Genomic DNA, 24,030 nt, shown 5'->3' on the forward strand with positions numbered 1-24,030 from the left:
AAGGGTTTTTTTATGCCCTAAAACCACCCCGGCCTGCGGCCACCCCTCCTTAAAAAGGAGGGGAACACTACAAAAGTCCAATCTGGAAACGAATGTCAACTCCCCTCCCTTCCAGGGAGAGGAAGTCCGCCACTTGGCGGACGGGGAGGGTCTTACTTCCCCAGAGATTATAACTAACCCAGAACTATTAGGTTCCATGCAACACCCCGACCTTCGGCCACCCCTCCTCAGAGAGTAGGGGAACACTTAAGCAACAAGTTGAATTGGAAACGAATCTCAGCTCCCCTCCCTTCCAGGGAGGGGAAGTCCGGCATTTAGCCGGACGGGGAGGGTGTTCTTTCTTCAAAGTTAAATTCAGGAAAGTAACGAGGGAAGGGTCTTACTTCCCCAGAGATTATAACTAACCTAGAACTATTAGGTTCCATGCACCACCCCGGCCTGCGGCCACCCCTTCTCACACTACAGCGGGGAACTTTACTTCTTCAGTAATGGTACTGGCTTTGATTTTTTAGTTGCTGGACAATACAAAAAAAGCCCGATCTTTTAGATCGGGCTTTACAATATGAATAGAATCCTTGTTCTTAATCCCTCAAAATACTTCTGGAAATAACGATCTTTTGGATCTCTGAAGTCCCTTCATAGATCTGCGTGATCTTTGCATCTCTCATCAACCGCTCTACGTGATATTCTTTCACATATCCATTTCCACCGTGCACCTGTACAGCTTCCACAGTGACATCCATTGCAGTCTGGGAAGCGAATAGTTTTGCCATGGCTCCAGATAGATCATAGTTCTCTCCATTGTCTTTGTCACATGCAGCTTTCATCACCAGGTGACGCGAAGCTTCAATAGAAGTATGCATATCTGCAAGTTTGAAAGCAATTGCCTGGTGGTTCATGATCTCGGTTCCAAAAGCTTTTCTCACTTTGGAATATTCTCTCGCAAGTTCGTAGGCTCCGGCTGCAATACCAAGAGCTTGTGCAGCGATTCCAATACGTCCTCCGGAAAGAGTTTTCATTGCAAATTTAAATCCGAAACCATCCTCGCCAATCCTGTTCTCCTTTGGAACTTTTACATCATTAAAGTTCAAGGAATGAGTATCGCTTCCGCGTATTCCCAGTTTCTGCTCTTTTGGACCAATTTCAAATCCTTTTGAGCCTTTTTCAACAATAAAAGCGTTTATTCCTTTATGTTTTAACTCGGGATGAGTTTGGGCAATTACAATGTAAAAATCTGCCGTGCTACCATTTGTGATCCAGTTCTTGGTACCGTTCAATACATAATGGTCTTCCTTTTCTATAGCCGTTGTTTTCTGAGAAGTGGCATCACTTCCGGCTTCTGGTTCAGAAAGGCAAAATGCACCAATAGATTCTCCTGTGGCTAATTTTGTAAGGTATTTTTGTTTTTGCTCCTCATTTGCAAATTTCTCCAGACCCCAGCAAACAAGTGAATTATTAACCGACATTACTACAGAAGCAGATGCATCGATCTTGGAAATCTCTTCCATAGCAAGTACGTAAGAAACGGTATCCATACCGCCTCCACCATACTCGGGAGAAACCATCATTCCCAGAAAGCCCAATTCCCCCATCTTTTTAATCTGCTCCTTCGGGAATTCCTGTTTTTCGTCTCTTTCAATCACTCTGGGCAGCAATTCATTCTTTGCGAAATCCCGTGCCGCATCGCGAATCATTATATGTTCTTCTGTAAGCTTAAAATCCATTCGGTATATTTTTTAAAAAATGTTCGATTTTGGTAGCCAAAGATACCCTTTTAGTGGCATTTTTTCAATTGAGTTGGCTATTTTTACCCCAATGAACAAAAATAACTATAACGTTGTAGGAGTTATGTCGGGAACGTCCCTTGATGGCATAGACCTGGCGTATGTGAATTTCACTTCTTCTGAAGGTTGGTCCTACAAAATTTTGGCTGCGGAAACAGTTCCCTATCCTTCCGAATGGCAGGAAATACTTTCTGAAGCAGTCAACTATGATGACATACAGCTGAAGGACCTCAATGAGAATTACACGCAGTTTCTTTCAAAAGTCATTACAGAATTTCTTTCCAAAAATGACATTTTTAAACCTGATGCAATTTGCAGTCATGGTCATACCATTAAACATGAGCCCGAAAACGGGTTTACTTTCCAAGTAGGAAACCTTCCGGCCCTGGCTTCAAACCTTGGACACACCGTTGTTTGTGATTTTAGAGTACAGGACGTAGAAATGGGCGGGCAGGGGGCTCCTCTAGTACCCATCGGTGATGAATTGTTGTTTGGATCTTATAACTATTGCCTCAACCTTGGAGGATTTGCGAATATTTCGACCAAACCAAATGGAGACCGATTGGCCTATGATATTTGTGCGGTGAATACGGTTTTAAATTATCTATCTCAAAAGATTGATCTTCCCTACGATAGGGATGGGGAGATAGCAGCCTCGGGAGAACTCAATGAAGAACTATTGGAAGAGCTTCAGAAATTACCTTTTTACGGACTTCGTCCTCCAAAATCTTTGGGGATCGAGTGGGTAAATAAATACATTTTTCCACTTTTAGAAAGGTATGAAAATTCTATTCCCTCTTTGCTTAGAACCTATACCGAACATGCTGCGGAAGTAATTTCGAACGAATTACGGGATACTTCCGAAGAAAAGGTTTTGGTAACCGGCGGTGGTGCGTTCAATGATTTTCTTATTAAAGAAATTCAAAGGCGCACAAAATCTGAAATAATTATTCCTTCAGCAGAAGTAGTGAATTATAAAGAGGCTTTAATATTCGCCTTTTTAGGAGTGCTGAAGTTGAGAGGGGAGAACAATGTTATGAGCTCGGTTACCGGAGCCTCAAAAGACCATTCTTCAGGAGTAATTTTTTTTCCAAAAGGATGAGATAAATCAAGATGTTGCGAAAATTAGTTTTTTATATTTGCCTCAATATTTAATAAGATTATGAAAGAATTATTGAATTTATATCAGAATAAAGCACCTGAAATTGTTTTTAATTGGAAAGATCCAGAAACTGAAGCCGAAGGCTGGGTGGTAATCAACTCTTTGCGCGGTGGTGCTGCAGGTGGTGGGACCAGGATGAGAAAAGGCCTTGATATGAACGAGGTGCTCTCCCTGGCAAAGACCATGGAGGTTAAATTTACCGTTTCGGGACCTGCTATAGGCGGCGCGAAATCGGGAATAAATTTCGATCCAAATGATCCCCGTAAAAAAGGTGTTTTGGAGCGTTGGTATAAAGCAGTATCTCCACTTCTAAAAAGTTACTATGGTACTGGAGGAGATTTGAATGTCGACGAGATCCATGAAGTTATCCCGATTACCGAAGACTCAGGAGTTTGGCATCCGCAGGAGGGGGTTTTTAATGGACATTTCAAACCTACAGAAGCCGATAAGATCAATAGAATTGGACAACTGCGCCAGGGAGTGATCAAGGTGCTTGAAAATAGCAAATTTTCACCCGATGTTTCCCGAAAGTACACCGTGGCCGACATGATCACAGGCTATGGTGTGGCCGAAGCCGTGCGTCACTACTATGATATTTATGGTGGTAATGTGCAAGGCAAAAAAGCAATTGTGCAGGGCTTTGGTAACGTAGGTTCTGCCGCTGCCTATTACCTGGCCCAGATGGGCGCAAAAGTGGTTGGAATCATTGACCGTGAAGGTGGATTGATAAATGAGAACGGTTTCTCCTTCGAAGAGATCCGGGTTTTGTTCCTTAACAAACAGGGCAATGCGTTAAAATCTGCAAACCTTATTCCTTTTGAGGAGATCAATGAACGTGTATGGTCTTTAAATGCTGAAGTTTTTGCTCCTTGCGCCGCCTCCCGGCTAATTACAAGGGAACAGGTAGATAAGATGGTGAATTCGGGACTGGAAGTCATTTCCAGTGGCGCCAATGTACCTTTTGCCGATGAAGAGATCTTTTTTGGACCCATAATGGAATATACAGATGAGCGCATAAGCGTGATACCCGATTTCATCGCTAACTGTGGAATGGCAAGAGTATTTGCTTATTTTATGGAGCGCAGAGTTCAAATGACAGATGAGGCTATCTTCAACGACACCTCAATTACTATTAGAAATGCTATTCAAAATACCTTTAACCATAACAGCAGTAAAACCAATATCAGCAAAACTGCCTTTGAAGTTGCTTTAAAAAAGCTGGTATGATGCTATAGCAATGGTAAGCCTTTTAATTGTCATCTTTATTGTTGGATATTTGGCAATAACGCTGGAACATCCACTACAACTTGATAAAGCGGTTTCTGCCCTCCTAATGGCCACCATTATTTGGGCAGGAATCGCTTTCGGTTTTAATAACGGGATCCTTTCTATTGTAGATTATCATGGGGAAATTTTTAATGTAACTAAAGGGGACCTGGCAGAACAAATGTGGGGATTTAAAGCAAATCTCATGCACCACTTTAGTTCCATAAGTGAGATCCTGTTTTTTCTTATTGGGGCAATGACCATTGTGGAGATAATAGATATTCATCGGGGTTTTGCTATAATAAAGAAAACTATTGTCACTACAGATAAAAAGAAGCTGCTCTGGGTGCTCGGTGCTCTGGCCTTCATTCTTTCTGCAGTTATTGACAATTTAACTGCCACGATCATTCTTGTTACGCTGCTGCGCAAGCTGGTTCCCAAACGGGATTACCGGGTATGGTTCGCTGCGCTCATTGTAATTGCCGCCAATGCGGGGGGAGCCTGGTCGCCAATTGGTGATGTGACCACAACAATGCTCTGGATCAATAATAAAGTAACTGCGGCAGGCCTGGCAGAGCATCTCATAATCCCTGCACTATTCTGCTTTATACTTCCTTTTGCTGCAGCTATGCGGCTTAAAGCATTTAGGGGAGAAACGGTTTTAAAGAAAAAGGTGATAGATGATGATTCGGAAAGGTTGTTAAGTAGCCGAAAAATGCTTTACGCAGGTTTGGGTGCTATTCTTCTGGTTCCAATATTTAAGGGAATTACAGGTTTGCCGCCCTATGTTGGTATGCTGTTTAGCCTAAGCCTTGTTTGGTTGCTTTCAGAATATGTAAAGCCGGTGAAGAATATCAGCAAAAACGAGAAGAATTTATACTCCACTCATAAAGCCCTTTCTAATATTGAATTTTCGAGTATCCTGTTCTTTTTGGGAATATTACTGGCAGTGGCGGGACTTGAAAGCCTTGTTTTTGGAACTCTTCAGGGGCGGCAGGTTGGGACACTTTTTTATGCGGCCAGTCAGCTTTCACAGGCGATTCCAAGTATGGATGCTGTGGTGGTAATTCTAGGGGGACTTTCAGCAGTGATAGATAATGTGCCGCTGGTAGCAGCTTCTATGGCCATGTACGACTTCCCTGTTGATGACCGGACCTGGCATTTTATAGCCTATAGTGCAGGTACAGGAGGTAGTCTTCTTATCATAGGTTCTGCTGCGGGAGTAGCTGCTATGGGAATGGAAAAGATTAACTTTATGTGGTACTTAAAAAACATCGCACCCCTGGCTTTACTGGGATTTCTAGGGGGAGCTGTTAGTTTTATCGTGCTTACTCATTTCTTCTAGATTTATATTCTGCTTTTAGGTTGCATTAAATCAAAGGCTGTTTATCTTTACAATTAAAATTGGATTCTCACGTTACATAAAAAACCACATACACAAATGCTATACTTTATTCAGGAGGATGGTCTTGCCCAGGCGGCACAGGAGACAGAACCTATAGTTGAGGAAAAAACCCTTTCATTGTTTGATTTGTTTCTTAGCGGCGGAATTGGAGGACAGGTTATCATTCTCATCCTTTTCATATTGCTGTTTGCAGCCATTTATATCTATTTCGAAAGATTGTTTGCTATTAAAGCTGCTTCAGAAACCGACAGTAATTTCATGAACCAGATCAAGGACTCCGTTTTACATGGCAATATTGAATCGGCACGAATTCGATGTGCCCAGGCTAACTCGCCTGTAGCACGACTTACAGCCAAGGGGCTTGACCGCATTGGAAGTCCGCTCGAGGATATTAACACAGCGATTGAAAATGCAGGACGTCTTGAAGTTTATAAACTGGAGAAGAACGTGAGTGTACTTGCAACTATTGCAGGTGCCGCGCCTATGATTGGTTTCCTCGGAACAGTGATAGGGATGGTTATTGCTTTCCACGAACTGGCTACCAGTAGCGGCCAGGCAGAAATGGGAGCTCTGGCTGAAGGTATCTATACAGCGATGACTACCACGGTTGCAGGTCTTATTGTAGGTATTATCGCCTATATTGGGTATAACCACCTGGTGGTTAAGACAGATAAGGTAGTGCATCAAATGGAGGCTACGGCTGTAGATTTCCTTGACCTTCTAAACGAACCTGTATAGTATGAACTTAAGAGGCAGAAATAAGATCAGTCCCGAATTCAGCATGAGTTCCATGACAGATATTGTATTCCTGTTGTTGATCTTTTTTATGCTCACCTCGCCGGCTATTACTCCGGAAGCTCTTGATCTTATCCTTCCAAAGGCTAAGGGAAAGACCACGAACAAACAGAACGTGGCAGTGAGTATCACAAAAGACCTTCAGGTTTATATTGATAAGGAGAGAGTAAGTAGCAGCTCTTTGGAATCCAGGCTTAAAGAAGTCCTGGCAGGGGTGGAAGAACCTACCATTATATTACGAGCCGAAGAAGGTGTACCAATTGAAAAGGCTGTAGATGTCATGGATATTGCAAACCGGAACCGCTACAAGATCGTGCTTGCAGTAAAACCCGAATAAACATTCTCTGCTTTATCATTTTTGGTAATTGTGGAACTATGTTTGCTGAATAAAATCTAGAAAAAGAACAGAGTGAAATACCTGGAAACAGAATACGAAAGAAAGTCGATGGCAATCACAGTGGTTCTCCACGTATTGCTAATCCTGCTATTGCTGTTCTTTGGCTTCACTTATCTCGACCCACCACCCGAAAATGGGATAGCTATAAACTTTGGAACTTCAGAGGTTGGTTCGGGCATTGAACAGCCAACCGAGCCTGTTAAAACAGCGCCTCAACAAACCAGTTCTCCGGTAACTCCTGTGGAAACCAATATTAAGGAAGAAGTGGTTACCCAGGAAGTTATTGAAGCTCCAGTAATAGAAAAGAAGAAAGAAGAAAAGGTCGTGCAAAAAGTGGAAACCCCTGTGAAAAAGGTGGAAGAGCCAGTAAAAAAACCCGATCCCAAACCTTCTAAATCTACTACAGATGCCTTGAGCAGTATTCTTAACGGCCCTGCTAATGATGGGCAGGCGAGAGGAGGAGAAGGTAATGATGATGTTGCAGGTGATAAAGGCAGCCCCGACGGTGATCCTAATGCGAAGTCATATTACGGTACAGGAATGGGACTTGATGGCGACGGGAACTATCGACTTGGCGGTAGAAAAGCTCTCAATAAGGAAAAATTTGTACAGGATTGTAATGAATCGGGCCTCGTAGTGGTTCAAATCGAAGTAGACCGAAGTGGTGCTGTAACACGTGCCATTCCGGGGGTAAAAGGCACAACCAATAACGCTACCTGCCTTACTGATCCTGCAAAAAGAGCTGCCCTTGCTACCCGCTTTAACAGTGATCCCGATGCTCCCGCGAAGCAGGTGGGCACCATTATTTACAACTTCAAACTTACCGAATAACTTGATGACCTATACAGAAACTGTTGAATGGATGTTTCAACAGTTGCCCATGTATCAACAGGTTGGAAATAAAGCCTATAAGGTGGATCTTTCCAATATACATAAGTTGATTGCACAGCTGGGAAATCCTCACCATAATTTTAAGACCATTCACGTCGCCGGTACTAACGGCAAAGGTTCCGTTTCTCATATGTTGGCTTCCGTACTTCAGGAAAGCAACTATAAGGTGGGTCTATACACCTCTCCTCATTTAAAGGATTTTAGGGAAAGGATTAAGATCAACGGGGAGATGATTTCCCAGGAGGCAGTGATTGATTTTATTCATCATAATAAAGCCTTTTTTGATACCGAAAGTCTTTCTTTCTTTGAAATGACCGTGGGAATGGCTTTTGAATACTTCTCAAATGAGAAAGTTGATGTTGCTGTAATTGAAGTTGGTCTGGGCGGAAGGCTGGATTCCACCAATATTATTTCTCCTGAAGTTTCTGTTATCACAAATATTGGTTTTGACCATGTGAACATCCTCGGGGATACCCTGGAAAAGATCGCTGCAGAAAAAGGCGGGATTATTAAGCAAGGGACACCGGTTGTCATTGGCGAGTACCATGAAAATACTTTTCCTGTGTTTAAAAGGCTGGCTGAAGCAAATAACGCCCCTTTTTACCTTGCTGAAGATTTTTCCGGTAAACCATTCCTTTCAGATCTTGAAGGACATTATCAGCAAAAGAATATCCGCACCGTTTCCATGGCTCTGGAGGTGCTGAAGGGTCTTGGATGGGAACTTACAGAGGAAGCTGTGGAGAAAGGTCTCAAAAATGTCATTTATAATACCGGCCTTAGAGGAAGATGGGAGGTGTTGCAGGAAGAACCGAAGGTTATTTGTGATACTGCACATAACAAAGAAGGGCTGGTTTATGCGATGAAGCAGTTACAGGAAGAAGAGTTTGAAGATCTACACCTAATAATTGGGGTGGTGAACGACAAAGACCTGGACGCAGTGCTGCCGCTTTTTCCAAAAAATGCAAAATATTATTTTTCCCGACCAAATGTTCCCCGGGGTCTTGATGCCAAAGAACTTCAAAAAAAGGCAGCCGAAAATAGCCTTTTTGGAAGCTTATATAATTCAGTTTCTGAAGCTTATAAAGCTGCGCTGGAAGCCGCTTCGGTTAAGGATATGATCTACGTTGGAGGTAGTACTTTTACAGTTGCAGAAATAATTTAATTTTTTTGAAAATATTCTTTGCAGAATTGAAAATGTGGTCTATATTTGCATCCGCATTCAGAGAGGTACACGCCTTAAAAGATGCGAAAGTTCATAAACAGGTTAGGGCAATTAGCTCAGTTGGTTCAGAGCACCTCGTTTACACCGAGGGGGTCGGGGGTTCGAATCCCTCATTGCCCACAGATTTTTTAAAGGCTTCCTCTTGGAGGCCTTTTTTGATTTCAAGGGTGATTAGCTCAGCTGGTTCAGAGCACTACCTCGACAAGGTAGGGGTCACTGGTTCGAACCCAGTATCACCCACTAAAGTGGGAACTTTCAAGTTCCAAAAAAATACAAAATCCAAAATATCTGCAAACCTAACAGGTCTCCAAGACCTGTTAGGTTTTTCGTTTTCTGACTACCTGTCTTTGGGGCGAGGTTGTGGCTCATTATAAGTAGAATTTAGGTGTTGGTCACTGGTTCTCCCGATAGCTATCGGGACAGTATCACCCACAATTTAATATATAGAAGTTCTATAGACCTTGAGTTTATGGGACTTTTTTGTTTTTAAAGGTTTCTTTACTTGAACTCCTTTAAAGCTGCATTTAAGCGCCTTAATTTAAGCGTGAACTGGGTAGTGTATATAAATCTATGGAGAGCTGTGAAACATGCTTGGAACAACAATTAAATTCAAAGAGATCCTTTGTGCCAAAAAATAGAGACCTCACAGGTTTTAAAAACCTGTAAGGTCTGTTTGAAGGTGAATATTATCTTTTCCGGCGTTTTTTAAATGTCCTTTCAGGCATCAGATATTAAATCAATTCCATTACCCTTTCCAGGGCCATACCTCGAGATCCTTTTATCAATATAGTACCGGCATTGAATTCTGATGGCTGAAACCAGGCCCTAAAAGCTTCAAAACTTTCAAATTTTTTGATCTTTTGAGAGGTGGTTTCTGTCTGGCTAAAATTGGAACCTATTGCGTAGACTTTATCTACAGAAGAGGTGGAGTAGTCGTCCAGTAATTGTTGATGTTCTTTTTTAGCTTCGGGACCCAATTCAAACATGTCTCCTAAAATGGCAATTTTTGGAGAGCCATCCATCCCGCCTAGGTTTTCCAGAGCTGCAGCCATACTGGAAGGATTGGCATTGTATGCGTCCAAAATGATCCTTCGGTTATCTTTTAGAATGATCTGTGATCTATTGTTCTGCGGACTGTATTCTTTTATAGCTGCAATGATCTCTAAGGATGGAATTTCAAAATATGTGCCCACGGTATAGGCAGCCGCCATATTGGTGCCATTGTAAGCACCTGTGAGCTTACCGCAGATCTTTTCTCCTTCTACTTCGATCCCTGCATATGAATCTTCTCTAAAATATTTTAGGGTAACATCGGCTTTTTCAGAAGATCCAAAGCTGAAAACATGTGGATAGGAGGTTTCTTCTTTTTGAAGTGGATCATCCAGGTTCAGGAAAAGCAACTTTTTATGCTCTTTTAGATGGTCATACAGTTCCTTCTTGCCCTTTATTACGCCTTCCACGCTTCCGAAGCCTTCAAGATGGGCTTTACCAAAATTGGTGATGTAACCATAATCTGGCGTTGCGAGACTGCACAGGAATTCAATTTCCTTTTGATGGTTGGCACCCATCTCTACAATACCAATTTCGGTCTTTTCATTCATGGAGAGAAGGGTAATTGGTACTCCAATGTGGTTGTTGAGATTTCCTGTAGTAGCCACAGTTCTGTACCTTTTTGAAAGAACTGCATTAAAAAGTTCTTTGGTGGTAGTTTTACCATTGCTTCCGGTAAGGGCAAGGATTGGGATTCCCAGGTGTTTCCTGTGGAATGATGCCAATTGCTGCAGTGCTTTAAGGCTGTTTTCAACCTGCAGCAACCTTTTATCTTCATTTGAAAGATTTTCGTCAATAACTGCATATAATGCTCCTTTTTCGAGAGCTTCAGCAGCAAATTCATTGGCGTTGAAATTTTCCCCTTTCAAGGCAAAGAAAATACTGTCCTTCCTGATCTTTCTTGTGTCGGTGCTAATTCCGGAGCTCTTTAAAAAAAGCTGGTGGAGTCTATCTATGTTCATAAAATAAAGCTATAAAAAAAGCCCTAATCAAATTAGGGCTTTCACATTTATATTTTCAGGAATATTAATTCTTTGCTGTCTTGTTTTTGTTGAGAGACTTGGAGCCTACTCGTGACATTGCATTTCTAAATCCAATATAATCTGTCGCCATATCCTGCGGGAAATATCTTCTTTGTGCAGGGTCCAACCAGTATGCGCGGTCTCTCCAGCTTCCGCCTTTGTAAACCCGAACGTTGTCATCTATAAGCGTTGTGCGGCCTGTTGAAGTGTCATACTCGAGGCTTTGACCGCCAACACTGTCTACAGTGGCAGTGTGAACCGGAGAATTATACATCCTTTTATTTGGGTCTGCCATATCTTCGTCCCCAAAAGAATCATAGTATCTTGATGATTTCCTGTCACCATCTCTAAAGTTTCTTTGATCGCTTTCGTTGAAATTTGTACGAAGGTAAGTATCTTCGGGTGTGATAGGCACCGTCTTTATTTCTCCCGGAAGATTTCTTGCCACTATTCTTCCATTGCTCAGGGTGTCATATTCAATTTCATCTACCCCAAGTACTTTTACGGTACCATCTTCGGTAATAGCGTGCTTGGTGTAAACGTTACCACGATAGTAGTTGAAGTCGTTGAATTCATCGTCTACGATTGGGCGGTAAACATCGGCAACCCATTCGGCGACGTTTCCGGCCATGTCGTACAGTCCGAAATCATTTGGTTCATAAGATTTAACTTCGGCAGTGATATCGGCACCGTCATCGCTCCATCCTGCAATTCCGCCGTAATCTCCATCGCCTTGCTTGAAGTTTGCCATTTGATCCCCACGTTTTCTAGCGTCACCGCTTCGTGTGTACTGGCTGTCCCATGGATATTTTTTTCTTCCGCGGTAAACATTGTAATTTCTAATCCCTACCAGTGCAAGGGCGGCATATTCCCACTCTGCTTCGGTAGGAAGACGATATTCTGGAAGTAGAACCCCATGCTTACGTTGCACATAAAGGTTTGTACTATCCTCGGTCATATATCGATCTGCCTTATTTCCTCCACGAACAATACTGTCATTCCCGCCATAGGTCATGCTCGGAGCGTTAAGGTAAGTTTCGGTGTTGAAGGTTTCACCAGGTTCGGCAGCAAATCTTGCGCCTTCAAGGGTGAATCCTTCTTTTTCAAGACGAAGTTCGTTCACTCTGTCTGTTCTCCACTTACTGAATTCAACAGCCTGGATCCAGCTCACTCCAACAACAGGATAGTTTGCATATGCAGGGTGACGCAGGTAGTTGTTGGTCATGGTTTCATTATAACCCAGCCTATTTCTCCAAACCAAAGTATCTGGTAAAGCTCCCTGGTAGATATTTCTATATCTCTCTTCACTTGGAGGGTAAACTCTTTTTAAATAATCAAGGTATTCCAAATACATAAGATTTGTTACCTCGGTCTCGTCCATGTAAAAGGACTGAACGTGTTGCTGAGTAGGAGTGTTATTCCAGTCATGCATTACATCATCCTGCACACGTCCCATCGTAAAGGTTCCTCCTTCTACAAATACAAGTCCTGGACCTGCTTCCTGCTCGTCATAGTCGGCATTGTAGTTAAAGCCACCTTCTTTGGAATTGATATCCCAACCGGTAGCACGGGAATTGTCTTTGTAATCTCTGGAGTTGTTACAGCTAAAAAGGCCAACGCTTACAGCGACGGCAAAAAGAGCTTTTACAGCAACTTTATTTCTCATATTCACAATATCTTTTATAGCAATTATGGCTTTGCAATATAGTAATTAACGCAAAACTACCAAGATTATTTCAACCGAAACGAAATCTTGTAGTTTCCTGTAAATCTTTATGATAACGCGACTTATAATGGTTTATTTCATGGCCTGCCACAACCTGAAAGTAAAAACATTGGGGCATTATACGGCAAAAGTAATGGTTTTTTGTCAACTTTTTTCTTTTCTTTAAGCTTCAGTGGAATTGATCTGCCGGTTTGTGGAGCCGATAGAAATGGTCAAAAGTGGGTCAAACTGAAGAAAACACAGGAAAAGTGGAGGCTCTGCATAAGCTTCTGTTAAAATAGACGTTATGTTAGGGTAAAATTGAGAAATTCGGTTCTTATAACTTATTCTAAAGGTTTTCGGGTATATTTGTTAATTATTAATAGTCCTATGAAAAAATTATCACTCTTCACCATTGCGGTGATTTTGCTGTTTAGTGGGAAATCTTTTGCTCAGGAAGAACGTGATCGTGTGATCACCACGGCGGCTTCTACTTTAATGATTGCGGCCGATGCCCGTGCTGCCGGGCTTGGTGACCAGGGAGTGGCAACCTTTCCCGATGCCTATTCGCAACAATGGAATCCTGCAAAATATGTTTTTGTTGAACATCAGCAAGGTTTGGGCGTGAATTATACTCCTTATTTAAGTGAATTGGTGAATGATATATTTCTAGGGAATATCACCTATTATAATAGGATAAGTGAGAGAAGCGCATTTGGGGCAAGTCTAAAGTATTTTAGCATGGGTAATATTGAAGCCCGTGACTATCCAGACGAGGTTGCCAGAATCCTTAGTCCAAACGAATTCACTCTTGATCTTTCTTATGCTCTCAAATTAAGTGAACACTTTTCTATGGCCGTGGCGGGAAGGTTCCTGCGGTCTGATCTTAAAATTGCAGAACTAGATCCAGATGCTTCTGCTGCCAGTACCTTTGGAGTGGATGTGGCAGCTTTTTATCAAAGTGACCGCATTGACTACACAAGTTTTGACGGGCGATGGAGAGCAGGAGCGAATATTTCCAATATTGGACCTAAAATTAAATATGATGCCGGCGGGCAGGAAAATTTTATACCTACCAATTTAAAACTTGGGGGAGGATTTGATTTTATCCTGGACATGTCGAACAGGATAGGAACTTATGTTGAGTTCAATAAACTTCTGGTTCCAACCCCTAAAGATTTTGATCTTGATGGAGATATGGATGCAGAGGACATCCAGGAATACAATTCTATTGGTGCTATTGAAGGTATTTTTAAATCTTTTGGAGATGCTCCAGATGGTTTTAGTGAAGAAATGAAAGAGGTGACCTACGCTGTAGGAGCCGAATATGTTTATGAGGAGGTTTTCTCCCTAAGGACTGGTTATTTCCACGAAAGTCCCGAAAAAGGATCCCGTGAGTTCATTTCTTTCGGGGCAGGATTTAGGCATACTGTGGTAGATATCGACCTGTCTTACCTCTTTTCAACTTCCGAAGTCGTGAGTCCTCTGGAAGGAACACTGAGGTTTGGATTGACCTTTAACTTTGGAAGACAATATGAACAGTACTAGTGAATATTTCAAGCTATAACTGTTTTTTCCAATATGCATATCTTTGAATTACGAAATGAGAACTTAATAACCTCCCGGGCTTTTTAGTCACGGGAGCTTTTTTCTATAGAAACCCCAAAAATGAAAACAATTACAATAAGTGCCGATCTTGAAGTTTACGATAATGAAGCTGAATTACCTGGTGATGTACAAAGTTTGATGGAGCAGGCAATTGAGGCCAGGGAGAAATCCTATTCTCCTTATTCTCAATTTAAAGTTGGAGCGGCAATTCTTCTTGATAATAAAGAAGTGGTTACTGGAAGCAATCAGGAAAATGCATCCTATCCCGCCGGACTTTGCGCCGAGAGGACAGCCATTTTTTATGCGGGAGCAAAATATCCGGAAGCCAAAATTCTCAAAATGGCTTTGACTGCCCGGTCAGAAAATCATCAAATGGAGGTTCCAACCCCGCCGTGTGGTTCGTGCCGCCAGGCTATAGCCGAGTACGAGGTAAAGCAGGAACAGCCCATTGAGATCTTTTTCATGGGCGAGAAAGGGAAGGTGGTAAAATCCAATTCCATTTCAGATCTTTTGCCGCTTATTTTCGACAATTCCTATCTATAACGTTTTCGCGCTTTTTCAAAGAGAAACTGTTTTTAGTTCCTTTTGAAAATAGTATTTTTGTGTTTCGCTTGGCGCAAGCATCGCTTAGCCTTAAAAATAAGTAGTTAAATGAAGAAAATCACAAAAGCCACTTACCTTAAGTGGTATGAGGACATGTTGTTTTGGCGTAAGTTTGAGGACAAACTGGCGCAGGTTTACATTCAGCAAAAAGTTAGAGGCTTTTTACACCTTTATAATGGGCAGGAGGCTATTCTTGCAGGTGCTTTACATGTAATGGATCTATCCAAGGATAAAATGATCACCGCTTATAGAAATCACGTTCAGCCAATTGGAATGGGAGTGGATCCAAGAAAGGTGATGGCCGAGTTGTATGGTAAGAAAACAGGAACTTCTCAGGGAATGGGTGGTTCTATGCATATTTTTTCTAAAGAACACCGTTTTTACGGAGGTCATGGGATCGTAGGAGGTCAAATTCCTCTTGGTGCCGGGCTTGCTTTTGCAGATAAGTATTTCAAAAGAGATGCCGTTACTTTAACTTTTCTTGGAGACGGTGCAGCAAGACAGGGTTCGCTTCATGAGACCTTTACTATGGCTGTAAAATGGAATTTACCTGTAGTCTTTTGTGTAGAGAACAACGGTTATGCCATGGGTACTTCGGTTGCACGTACTTCAAAAAGTACAGAAATATGGAAGCTTGGTCTTGGATATGATATGCCTTGTGGTCCTGTTGATGCAATGAATCCCGAGAAAGTGGCCGAGGCTCTTGATGAAGCAATTAAAAGAGCACGTAAAGGTGAGGGACCAACTTTTCTTGAGTTAAAGACCTATCGTTATCGCGGGCACTCTATGAGTGATGCCCAGCAGTACCGTACAAAAGATGAGGTGGCCGAGTATCAAAAAATCGATCCAATCTCACAGGTTAAGGATATCATCAAAAAAAATAAATACGCTACAGATAAAGAAATAAAAGAGATCGATAAGAAAGTAAAAGATCTTGTTTCTGAATGTGAGAAGTTTGCTGATGAATCTGATTACCCAGAAGTGCAGACCATGTATGACGTAGTTTACGAACAAAAAGATTATCCGTTTTTACCCCATAAATTATAAGAGTTATGGCAGAAGTTATTAAAATGCCGCGTCTTAGCGATACCATGGAAGAAGGTGTCGTTGCAAAGTGGTTAAAACAAAAAGGTGACAAAATTGAAGAAGGGGATATCCTGGCCGAGATCGAAACAGATAAGGCGACCATGGAATTTGAATCTTTCTATGAGGGTACCCTGTTGCATATAGGTATTGAAGAAGGAGAAACTGCACCTGTTGATGCGTTGCTTGCCATTGTAGGAGAAGAAGGAGAGGATATTTCCTCACTTTTGGATGGAAAGGATGATTCATCAAAAGACTCTCCTAAAGCTGACTCTAAGAACGAAGCTAAAGCTGAAGAAAAGGCTGAATCTTCTTCAAAAGAAGATTCAACAGAAGATGCTTCTGAAGAAGGTGAGATCCCTGAAGGAGTAGAAGTGGTTAAAATGCCACGTCTTAGCGACACCATGGAAGAGGGAACTGTTGCTTCCTGGTTGAAGAATGAAGGAGATGAAGTAGAAGAAGGAGAGATTCTTGCTGAAATTGAGACCGATAAAGCAACCATGGAATTTGAGTCTTTCTATTCCGGAACCTTGTTATATATAGGAATTAAAGAAGGGGAGACTGCACCTGTAGATGCAGTTCTTGCTATCATTGGCCCTAAAGGCACAGATGTTTCTTCTATCGTGGAAAGCGGTGGGGCTGCAAAACCTGCAGCTTCCAAAAAGCAGGAAGATAAGAAAGAAGAGAAAGCTGAGGAAACTGAAAAGACTGAGCAGAGCACTACAACTTCAGACGGAAAGCGCATTTTTGCTTCTCCGCTTGCGAAGAAAATGGCCGAAGATCTAGGAATAGACCTTGCCGACGTTAAAGGTTCAGGAGAGAACAATCGAATTGTCAAAAAGGACATCGAGAACTATAAACCTTCAGAAAAAACTGCAGAGGCCAAACCAGCAGCTGCGGCTTCACATGAAGAAAAAGCTCAGCCTTCGGCAGTGCAAACTTATACTCCTGCAGGAGAAGAAAGTTTTGAAGAGGTCAAGAATTCTCAAATGCGTAAAACCATTGCGAAGAGACTTGCCGAATCTAAGTACAACGCACCACATTACTACTTAACCATTGAGGTGGATATGAGTAATGCAATGGCGAACCGTAAGCAGATCAATGAGATTCCAGATGTGAAAGTTTCTTTCAATGATTTGGTGATAAAAGCTTCTGCCATGGCTTTGAGGAAACATCCAAGGGTGAATTCTCAATGGACGGGAGATTCTACTAAAATTGCCAAACACATCCATATGGGGGTTGCAGTTGCAGTAGATGAAGGACTGGTAGTTCCGGTTCTTAAGTATGCAGATCAAATGTCGTTGACACAAATTGGTGGTAACGTAAAGGAACTTGCAGGAAAGGCACGAAATAAAAAGTTACAGCCCCAGGAAATGGAAGGTAGTACTTTTACCGTCTCTAACCTTGGTATGTTTGGTATTACAGAATTTACAAGTATTATCAACCAGCCAAACTCAGCAATCCTTTCTGTTGGAGCAATAGTTGAGAAGCCTGTGGTGAGAAATGGAGAGATCGTGGTAGGAAATACCATGAAGCTTACTCTTGCCTGTGATCATAGAACTGTAGATGGTGCAACGGGAGCACAATTCCTTGAAACACTTAAAACCTATATAGAAAATCCTGTGACCATGTTGGCATAAGGAAACCTGTATACACATACTTAAAAATCCCGCTTTTCGCGGGATTTTTTTATCTTTAGCCACATGGAAAAATTTCACCTATCTGGAATCTGGGGCCTTGGGTTCTTTGTCCTCTTTGGTTGCGGACAAACCCAGAAGATCACAGGAAACCCTGAACCAGGAACTGTCACCAAAACCGAATCTTACACCCAAATGGCTGTTGAAGAAGCCATAACTCAAGATGGAATTAGCAGCATCTTGAAATATCTGTCTTCAGATGAACTGAAAGGGAGAAAAACCGGAAGTGAGGGGATTGATAAAGCAGCCGATTATATACAGACTGTTCTAAGAAAGAGCGGAGTAAAACCCTTTTTTGAGACCTATAGAGATTCTTTCCAGGTGAAGGATATGACAGGCTATAATGTTGTGGGTTTTGTGGAGGGGACAGACCCCGGTTTAAAGGATGAATATATAATTATTGGTGCTCATTATGACCACGTGGGGATAGTGGAGCCTGTAGAAGGCGATTCAATTGCCAATGGAGCTAACGACAATGCGGCAGGAACCACAGCTGTTCTTGAATTGGCCGCATATTTTGCCGAAAACCCTCCTAAAAGGAGCATTCTATTCACTCTTTTTTCCGCAGAAGAATTGGGTCTTGTGGGAGCAAAACATTTGGCAGAAAGGCTGGAAAAAGAAGCTATAGACCTTTATGTGATGTTCAACATCGAGATGGTGGGGATCCCAATGTTAGATAAAGATTATCTGGTTTACCTTACAGGTTATGAAAGGTCAAATTTAGCCGAAAAGTTCAATCTATACTCAAATAATCAGGTTCTGGGTTTTCTTCCCCAGGCGAAAGAATACCAACTTTTTAAAAGGAGTGACAATTATCCTTTTTTTGAAAGGTTTAATGTTCCGGCACAAACAATTTCTTCGTTTGACTTTACCAATTATGAATATTACCATCATGTCAATGATGAATTTGAAGAAATGGATCTTGACCATTTGGAAAATGTTATTGAAAGCCTTATTCCGGGATTGACCGCAATGGCCAATTCTCCCGAGAAGGAAATTAAGATGCACACTAAATGAAAAATATAATCATAACAGGAACCAGCCGTGGGATTGGCCTTGAGCTGGTAAAAAAGCTGGCTAGCGAAGGGCATAGAATATTAGCCCTTTCAAGAAACACTAAGCCGGTTGAGACGCTGAGATTGGAAAATGTACAAACTTTTCCTTTTGATATCACTGCGGAAGCTGATCTTGAAAAAGCAGTGGGATTTGTAAAAGAAAACTGGAGGCAAGTGGATATCCTTATTCACAATGCCGGAGCTATCATAAATAAACCTTTTGAAGAAATAACTTCCGAAGAATTTGAAAAAGTTTACAAGATCAATGTCTTTGGAGTAGCAGCTCTTACGAGAAAAATGCTGCCGTTAATGAACAAAAAGGGACATGTGGTGACGGTAAGCAGCATGGGAGGCGTTCAGGGCAGCATGAAATTCCCCGGCCTTTCTGCTTATAGCTCAAGCAAAGCAGCAGTGATCAACTTAACCGAAATTCTTGCTGAAGAATATAAAGAAACCGGTCCGTCATTTAATGTATTGGCTTTGGGTGCAGTGCAAACGGAAATGCTGGAAGAGGCGTTCCCCGGCTATAAAGCTCCGTTGCAACCTTCGGAAATGGCTAAGTATATAGCGGATTTTTCCCTTACCGGAAATAAATTTTATAACGGAAAATTACTGCAGGTTTCCAGCAGTACCCCCTAGGATAATGAAAAATATTCTCGAGAAATATATACCCACTCATGCAGTCGAGCCAATATTTGGTTTGATTAAAGGGAATAATATACATCTCAAGATCGTGAATGAAAGGAAGACCCGGCATGGGGATTATAGGAATCTGCCTGGAGGAATGCATCAAATCACTGTTAACGCCAACCTCAATAAATACCGTTTCCTTATCACCCTGGTTCATGAAATTGCACATTTGGTAGCTTTTGAGCATTTTGGAAGGCAAATTAAACCTCATGGTGCAGAATGGAAAAGAAGTTTTCAAAAACTAATGTTGCCATTCATTAGGCCCGAGATCTTTCCTGCGCAGTTAGTTCCTTTGATCGCCCGGCATTTTAAGAACCCCAAGGCGAGTAGTGATACAGATGCTCATCTTGCTGTAGCTTTAAAACAGTTTGATGAGGATAACGATAAAAACTACATTTTTGAGATCCCGCATGGTGGAATATTCAGGATCTATAACGGTAAAGTTTTTAAAAAAGGAGAAAGACGTATTAAACGATACGAATGCCTGGAGGTCAAAACAGGAAGAATTTACCTTTTTCAACCCAATGCGGAGGTGGAATTATTAAAAACAGCCAATTAGTATGAAGGAAAATAATTTTGCAGTTTTAATGGCTGGGGGAGTAGGTTCAAGATTTTGGCCGGTAAGTACAGCAGCAAGACCTAAGCAATTCCGGGACCTGTTAGGAAAGGGGGAAACATTGATTCAAACCACCTTCAACCGGCTTAAGGCGCTTGTGCCTCCCGAAAATATTTATGTGCTTACCAATGAAAGTTATGAGGATTTGGTAAAAGAGCAATTACCAAATTTAAGCGCAGAACAAATTGTACTTGAACCTGTAATGAGAAATACGGCACCTGCAGTACTTTTGGCCGCCCTTAAGATTAGAAAAAAAGACAATAATGCAGTAATGATCATGGCGCCCAGTGATCACTGGATAGAAAATGAAAATGCTTTTTTAGAAGACATTACAACTGCTTTTGAAGCTGCAAGAGGTGAGGATAAAATTGTGACTTTGGGAATTAAACCTACATTTCCCAATTCCGGGTATGGCTATATTAAATTCGATCCAACATGGGATGACAAGGTAAAACCTGTTGATGTTTTCACTGAAAAACCTTCATATGAGGTCGCCAGGTCTTTCCTTGATAGTGGTAAGTACCTATGGAATGCGGGAATATTTATATGGAATGTTGATTACATAATCAGATCCTTCCAAAGAAACCTACCCGCGATGTACGAATTGTTTTCAAAAGAAGAAGATGTCCTTAATACTTCCGCAGAAAAGGCTTTTATAAAAGAGAATTTTCCGGCGGCAGAAAACATCTCGATTGACTACGGAATACTTGAGAAGGAAAAGGGGACGGTATATGTCATTCCGGCTTCTTTCGATTGGAACGATCTGGGTACCTGGGGCTCTCTATATGACGAAAGTGTAAAGGATGAAGATAATAATGCAGCTTTAAATGCACGTCTCTATGCCGAGAATGCAACTGGGAATATTGTTTCGTCAGATAAAAATAAAGTAGTGGTTATTGAAGGTTTGAAAGACCACGTCATCGTTGATGAAAATGAAATCCTGCTTATAGTGCCGCGGGCGAAAGAGCAGGATATAAAAGGTCTAAGGGAGCGGGTTCAGAAGAAATTTGGAGAAAATCTAGGTTAGTTAATGGAAAATAATTCAGGGAATACGACCCTAACATCTGGGGAAGAGAGTAAGGGGAGAACAATTTTGAAGGAGATAAAAGAATTCCTTCGGGAGCTTCTGGATATTCACGATGATACCGATCGTGAGACCACTATGGAAACCGTGAAGCGTGATATATCTTTTAAAGGTCATAATGCCTGGATCCTTATTTTTTCAATTTTTGTGGCGTCTATTGGCCTTAACGTAAGTAGTACCGCTGTAGTAATTGGCGCGATGTTAATTTCTCCCTTAATGGGGCCTATTGTCGGAATTGGATTTTCTGTCGCTATTAATGATATTGATACCCTTAAACGCAGCCTGGTAAATTTGGGGGTTATGGTATTCCTAAGTGTGCTTACCGCATATTTTTATTTCCTAATCTCTCCTATTAAGGAGGAAACTCCCGAACTGGTTGCCAGGACTTATCCTACTATTCTGGATGTGCTGGTGGCGATCTTTGGTGGGATGGCTCTTATCGTAGCTAAAACAAAAAAGGGAGCAATCGCGAGTGTAATCATGGGTGTTGCTATTGCTACAGCCCTTATGCCGCCACTGTGTACGGTAGGGTATGGACTTGCCACGGCGAATTGGGAATACGCCGGGGGAGCCTTATACCTGTTTTCCATCAACTCGGTTTTCATCGCTTTATCAACATTTTTGGTCGCAAAGCTTTTGAGGTTTCCACTGGTGAAATATGTTAATAGTAAGCACCGCAGGAATACTGCCCGGCTTGCTTCTCTTATTGCCGTCCTTGTGATGATCCCCAGTATCATATTATTTGTGAACCTGCTTAGGGAGCAGGTGTTTGTAAGTAAGACGAGGGAAATTGTACAGGAAGTGATCAACTATCCTGGGGCTGAGGTGGTAAAGTTTGATCAAAATTATAAAACCAAGATCATTGAGATCTACCTTATTGGTAGAACGGTACCTACAGAGCAGATAGATCAATGGGTGCAGGAGGTAAAGGCTATTCCCAATTTTGAAGAGGTAGTGCTGGAAGTGCATCAAGGCTCCGATCAAAGTTCGGAAATTGCAAGCCGACTTTCAACGCAGGTAAGGGCTGGGATCCTGGAGGACCTTTATGTGAGGAACCAGCAACTGGTGGAGGATAAGGATAAAAGAATACAATTACTCGAGCAGGAACTGCTAAAACACAGAAGTGCTGGTATTCCTTTTGAAAGTATTTCTAAGGAAGCCAGGATCAACTATTCCGAAATTCAGGAGATGAGCTACGCCAACAGTCTTGTAACGAACTTTTCGCGAATAGATACCATCCCTACCTTTAATGTGAAGTGGTCCTCAAAGTTAGGTGCGGCGGCGAAAAGATCTGAAATGAATAAACTGGAGCAATGGCTGCAGTTAAGATTAGCACTCGATACTCTGGTGGTGAGAACAGTTAATTAACCTAAAGCCCCTGTTGCTGTGCTTCACGCACTTTTTTGAACAGGTCTGAGGAATAAACGAAGTCGGTTACTGTTTCATCGTCGGTCTTAAAGATCTTCGATTTATCACCTTTCCAGGCCAGCACTCCATCCTTTAAAAAAGCGATGTTTTCGCCTATTTCCAGGAGAGAGTTCATATCGTGGGTAATGACTACAGTGGTAATATCATATTCCACAGTAAGTTCGTGAATTAAGTTATCAATAACAGTGGCAGTGTGAGGATCAAGACCCGAATTTGGTTCATCACAAAATAAATATTTTGGTCTGTTCACAATAGCACGTGCAATGGCAACCCGCTTTTGCATCCCGCCACTTATTTCTGCAGGGTATTTCTTTCCGGAATCAACCAGATTTACCCTTTCCAGAACCTCATCAACCCTGGTTTTTAATTCACTTTTCTTCTTTTTTGTAAACATCCTCAAAGGAAACATCACATTTTCTTCTACTGTCATAGAATCAAATAAGGCACCGCCCTGAAATAACATTCCCATTTCCTGGCGCAAATCTCTTTTCTGTTCATCGGTAAAGGTAGAATAAGGTTTTCCGTCGTATTCAATAGTACCTTTATCAGGCGTGAAAAGACCAAGCATGCATTTCATCAACACACTTTTTCCCGACCCCGACTGACCTATTACCAGGTTGGTTTTTCCTGTCTCAAAAACAAAATCAATCCCTCTAAGGATATGTTCATCTCCAAAACTCTTATGTAAACCTTTAACTTCTATCATTAGCTAAGTAGTAATTGAGTAACTATGTAATTCGTAACGATAATAACCACACTGGTCCAAACAAAAGAGGTAGTACTCGCTTTCCCTACCTCAAGAGAACCTCCTTTCATATAGTAACCATGGTAAGAGGGGATAGTGGCCAGTATAAAAGCAAAAAGGAAGGTTTTGAAAAAAGCGTAAAATAGATGGAATGGCTCAAATTCTTCCTGAAGCCCCTGTAAGAAAACCTGTGCCGGCACAAATCCGCCCATAACAGCTGCTGTGTACGCTCCAAGGACGCCCAAAAACATCGATATCGCAATGACAAATGGATAGGTGAGCATTGCAATGATCTTGGGGAAAACCAGGTAATTCAGGGAATTTATCCCCATTACTTCGAGTGCATCAATTTGTTCTGTTACCCTCATAGAGCCAATACTGGAAGTGATAAAAGAACCCACTTTTCCTGCCATGATTATGGAAATAAATGTTGGGGAGAACTCAAGAATAATAGATTGCCTTGCCGCAAAAGCAATAAGACTTTTTGGGATCAAAGGGTTATTAAGATTGAGAGCCGTCTGTAATGCTACAACCCCTCCAATAAAGAAGGAAAGGAAAGCCACAATTCCCAGGGAGCCAATTATGATCCCGTCTATTTCCTTAAAAATTAATTCCTTTAAAACCGAGCGTTTGGTCATTCTTCCAAACACGCCCTTCAACATTAAAAAATATTCCCCAATAGACTGCAGGTACCTCATTTTAAGCTTTTGTAGCGGCTAAAA

The 24,030-nt window shown here is 41.7% G+C and carries 21 protein-coding genes and 2 tRNA genes; 18 read left to right on the forward strand and 5 right to left on the reverse strand.

Features of this window, described 5'->3' with window-relative positions:
* Window positions 1-581: 581 nt before the first annotated feature.
* On the reverse strand, window positions 582-1,724 hold the full coding sequence (locus tag OU683_RS14030) for an acyl-CoA dehydrogenase (protein ID WP_268139407.1): 1,143 nt from the start codon (window positions 1,722-1,724) through the stop codon (window positions 582-584).
* Between the two features lie 19 nt (window positions 1,725-1,743).
* Here OU683_RS14030 and OU683_RS14035 point away from each other — a divergent pair, with 19 nt between their 5' ends.
* The 9 genes from OU683_RS14035 to OU683_RS14075 all read left to right on the forward strand — a co-directional run bounded on the left by OU683_RS14035 (window position 1,744) and on the right by OU683_RS14075 (window position 9,162).
* Entirely contained in the window at window positions 1,744-2,886 is a 1,143-nt protein-coding gene (locus tag OU683_RS14035) for an anhydro-N-acetylmuramic acid kinase (protein WP_326493558.1), read from the forward strand.
* Between the two features lie 60 nt (window positions 2,887-2,946).
* Window positions 2,947-4,173 carry a Glu/Leu/Phe/Val dehydrogenase dimerization domain-containing protein gene (locus OU683_RS14040; RefSeq protein WP_268139409.1) on the forward strand — a complete coding sequence of 409 codons (1,227 nt, stop codon included), beginning with the start codon at window positions 2,947-2,949 and terminating at the stop codon, window positions 4,171-4,173.
* 10 nt (window positions 4,174-4,183) lie between these two features.
* Window positions 4,184-5,557, forward strand: coding sequence for a sodium:proton antiporter NhaD (gene nhaD / locus OU683_RS14045; protein ID WP_268139411.1), 1,374 nt, complete (start codon window positions 4,184-4,186; stop codon window positions 5,555-5,557).
* A gap of 96 nt (window positions 5,558-5,653) precedes the next feature.
* A complete protein-coding gene (locus tag OU683_RS14050) occupies window positions 5,654-6,355 on the forward strand; it encodes a MotA/TolQ/ExbB proton channel family protein (protein ID WP_228915811.1) in 702 nt (233 codons plus the stop codon).
* Window position 6,356: 1 nt separating this feature from the next.
* A complete protein-coding gene (locus OU683_RS14055; protein ID WP_228915810.1) occupies window positions 6,357-6,749 on the forward strand; it encodes an ExbD/TolR family protein in 393 nt (130 codons plus the stop codon).
* A 72-nt stretch (window positions 6,750-6,821) separates the two neighbouring features.
* The gene (locus OU683_RS14060) at window positions 6,822-7,640 is read left to right on the forward strand and encodes an energy transducer TonB (protein WP_268139413.1); all 819 of its coding nucleotides are present in this window, start codon (window positions 6,822-6,824) and stop codon (window positions 7,638-7,640) included.
* A gap of 4 nt (window positions 7,641-7,644) precedes the next feature.
* Window positions 7,645-8,862: a bifunctional folylpolyglutamate synthase/dihydrofolate synthase gene (locus OU683_RS14065; RefSeq protein ID WP_268139415.1), complete on the forward strand. Its 1,218-nt coding sequence runs from the start codon at window positions 7,645-7,647 to the stop codon at window positions 8,860-8,862.
* Window positions 8,863-8,967: 105 nt separating this feature from the next.
* A tRNA-Val gene (locus OU683_RS14070) sits at window positions 8,968-9,042 on the forward strand.
* A 45-nt stretch (window positions 9,043-9,087) separates the two neighbouring features.
* Window positions 9,088-9,162 (forward strand) — tRNA-Val (locus OU683_RS14075).
* Window positions 9,163-9,653: 491 nt separating this feature from the next.
* Here OU683_RS14075 and OU683_RS14080 read toward each other — a convergent pair.
* Window positions 9,654-10,934 carry a UDP-N-acetylmuramoyl-tripeptide--D-alanyl-D-alanine ligase gene (locus tag OU683_RS14080; protein ID WP_268139417.1) on the reverse strand — a complete coding sequence of 427 codons (1,281 nt, stop codon included), beginning with the start codon at window positions 10,932-10,934 and terminating at the stop codon, window positions 9,654-9,656.
* A 64-nt stretch (window positions 10,935-10,998) separates the two neighbouring features.
* A complete protein-coding gene (gldJ, locus tag OU683_RS14085; RefSeq protein ID WP_268139419.1) occupies window positions 10,999-12,660 on the reverse strand; it encodes a gliding motility lipoprotein GldJ in 1,662 nt (553 codons plus the stop codon).
* 429 nt (window positions 12,661-13,089) lie between these two features.
* On the opposite strand from gldJ, the gene porV reads away from it, so the two are divergent.
* From porV to OU683_RS14130, 9 genes are all read left to right on the forward strand, one after another.
* Window positions 13,090-14,247, forward strand: a complete 1,158-nt coding sequence (gene porV / locus OU683_RS14090; protein WP_268139421.1) for a type IX secretion system outer membrane channel protein PorV — start codon at window positions 13,090-13,092, stop codon at window positions 14,245-14,247.
* Window positions 14,248-14,367: 120 nt separating this feature from the next.
* Window positions 14,368-14,850: a cytidine deaminase gene (cdd, locus tag OU683_RS14095; protein WP_268139423.1), complete on the forward strand. Its 483-nt coding sequence runs from the start codon at window positions 14,368-14,370 to the stop codon at window positions 14,848-14,850.
* Window positions 14,851-14,958: 108 nt separating this feature from the next.
* Window positions 14,959-15,957 carry a pyruvate dehydrogenase (acetyl-transferring) E1 component subunit alpha gene (gene pdhA / locus OU683_RS14100; protein ID WP_268139425.1) on the forward strand — a complete coding sequence of 333 codons (999 nt, stop codon included), beginning with the start codon at window positions 14,959-14,961 and terminating at the stop codon, window positions 15,955-15,957.
* A 5-nt stretch (window positions 15,958-15,962) separates the two neighbouring features.
* On the forward strand, window positions 15,963-17,633 hold the full coding sequence (locus OU683_RS14105; RefSeq protein WP_268139427.1) for a pyruvate dehydrogenase complex dihydrolipoamide acetyltransferase: 1,671 nt from the start codon (window positions 15,963-15,965) through the stop codon (window positions 17,631-17,633).
* Between the two features lie 63 nt (window positions 17,634-17,696).
* Window positions 17,697-18,707 carry a M28 family metallopeptidase gene (locus tag OU683_RS14110; protein ID WP_268139429.1) on the forward strand — a complete coding sequence of 337 codons (1,011 nt, stop codon included), beginning with the start codon at window positions 17,697-17,699 and terminating at the stop codon, window positions 18,705-18,707.
* Entirely contained in the window at window positions 18,704-19,384 is a 681-nt protein-coding gene (locus tag OU683_RS14115; RefSeq protein ID WP_268139431.1) for an SDR family NAD(P)-dependent oxidoreductase, read from the forward strand. The genes OU683_RS14110 and OU683_RS14115 overlap by 4 nt, the downstream gene beginning before the upstream one ends.
* A gap of 4 nt (window positions 19,385-19,388) precedes the next feature.
* Window positions 19,389-19,994: a SprT-like domain-containing protein gene (locus OU683_RS14120; RefSeq protein WP_268139433.1), complete on the forward strand. Its 606-nt coding sequence runs from the start codon at window positions 19,389-19,391 to the stop codon at window positions 19,992-19,994.
* Window position 19,995: 1 nt separating this feature from the next.
* Window positions 19,996-21,078 (forward strand): mannose-1-phosphate guanylyltransferase, encoded by a 1,083-nt coding sequence (locus tag OU683_RS14125; protein WP_268139435.1) that lies wholly within the window; start codon window positions 19,996-19,998, stop codon window positions 21,076-21,078.
* A 3-nt stretch (window positions 21,079-21,081) separates the two neighbouring features.
* A complete protein-coding gene (locus tag OU683_RS14130; RefSeq protein WP_268139437.1) occupies window positions 21,082-22,503 on the forward strand; it encodes a DUF389 domain-containing protein in 1,422 nt (473 codons plus the stop codon).
* Between the two features lies 1 nt (window position 22,504).
* Here the strand turns inward: OU683_RS14130 and OU683_RS14135 are convergent, their stop codons facing one another.
* Together OU683_RS14135 and OU683_RS14140 are read right to left on the reverse strand one after the other, a co-directional pair.
* A complete protein-coding gene (locus OU683_RS14135; RefSeq protein ID WP_268139439.1) occupies window positions 22,505-23,269 on the reverse strand; it encodes an ABC transporter ATP-binding protein in 765 nt (254 codons plus the stop codon).
* Window positions 23,269-24,006, reverse strand: coding sequence for an MlaE family ABC transporter permease (locus OU683_RS14140; protein ID WP_268139441.1), 738 nt, complete (start codon window positions 24,004-24,006; stop codon window positions 23,269-23,271). Before OU683_RS14140 ends, OU683_RS14135 begins: the two co-directional genes overlap by 1 nt.
* Window positions 24,007-24,030: the final 24 nt, after the last annotated feature.

Source organism: Salinimicrobium sp. TH3, from assembly GCF_026676115.1.
GTDB lineage: Bacteria > Bacteroidota > Bacteroidia > Flavobacteriales > Flavobacteriaceae > Salinimicrobium.

Coding starts and splice junctions, on each gene's coding strand:
- nhaD (WP_268139411.1), top strand. CDS start 4,184: ATGGTAAGCCTTTTAATTGTCATCTTTATTGTTGGATATTTGGCAATA.
- OU683_RS14135 (WP_268139439.1), bottom strand. CDS start 23,269: ATGATAGAAGTTAAAGGTTTACATAAGAGTTTTGGAGATGAACATATC.
- OU683_RS14035 (WP_326493558.1), top strand. CDS start 1,744: ATGTTCGATTTTGGTAGCCAAAGATACCCTTTTAGTGGCATTTTTTCA.
- OU683_RS14120 (WP_268139433.1), top strand. CDS start 19,389: ATGAAAAATATTCTCGAGAAATATATACCCACTCATGCAGTCGAGCCA.
- OU683_RS14140 (WP_268139441.1), bottom strand. CDS start 24,006: ATGAGGTACCTGCAGTCTATTGGGGAATATTTTTTAATGTTGAAGGGC.
- porV (WP_268139421.1), top strand. CDS start 13,090: ATGAAAAAATTATCACTCTTCACCATTGCGGTGATTTTGCTGTTTAGT.
- OU683_RS14080 (WP_268139417.1), bottom strand. CDS start 10,934: ATGAACATAGATAGACTCCACCAGCTTTTTTTAAAGAGCTCCGGAATT.
- OU683_RS14065 (WP_268139415.1), top strand. CDS start 7,645: ATGACCTATACAGAAACTGTTGAATGGATGTTTCAACAGTTGCCCATG.
- OU683_RS14040 (WP_268139409.1), top strand. CDS start 2,947: ATGAAAGAATTATTGAATTTATATCAGAATAAAGCACCTGAAATTGTT.
- OU683_RS14115 (WP_268139431.1), top strand. CDS start 18,704: ATGAAAAATATAATCATAACAGGAACCAGCCGTGGGATTGGCCTTGAG.
- OU683_RS14125 (WP_268139435.1), top strand. CDS start 19,996: ATGAAGGAAAATAATTTTGCAGTTTTAATGGCTGGGGGAGTAGGTTCA.
- gldJ (WP_268139419.1), bottom strand. CDS start 12,660: ATGAGAAATAAAGTTGCTGTAAAAGCTCTTTTTGCCGTCGCTGTAAGC.
- OU683_RS14130 (WP_268139437.1), top strand. CDS start 21,082: ATGGAAAATAATTCAGGGAATACGACCCTAACATCTGGGGAAGAGAGT.
- cdd (WP_268139423.1), top strand. CDS start 14,368: ATGAAAACAATTACAATAAGTGCCGATCTTGAAGTTTACGATAATGAA.
- OU683_RS14105 (WP_268139427.1), top strand. CDS start 15,963: ATGGCAGAAGTTATTAAAATGCCGCGTCTTAGCGATACCATGGAAGAA.
- pdhA (WP_268139425.1), top strand. CDS start 14,959: ATGAAGAAAATCACAAAAGCCACTTACCTTAAGTGGTATGAGGACATG.
- OU683_RS14050 (WP_228915811.1), top strand. CDS start 5,654: ATGCTATACTTTATTCAGGAGGATGGTCTTGCCCAGGCGGCACAGGAG.
- OU683_RS14055 (WP_228915810.1), top strand. CDS start 6,357: ATGAACTTAAGAGGCAGAAATAAGATCAGTCCCGAATTCAGCATGAGT.
- OU683_RS14030 (WP_268139407.1), bottom strand. CDS start 1,724: ATGGATTTTAAGCTTACAGAAGAACATATAATGATTCGCGATGCGGCA.
- OU683_RS14110 (WP_268139429.1), top strand. CDS start 17,697: ATGGAAAAATTTCACCTATCTGGAATCTGGGGCCTTGGGTTCTTTGTC.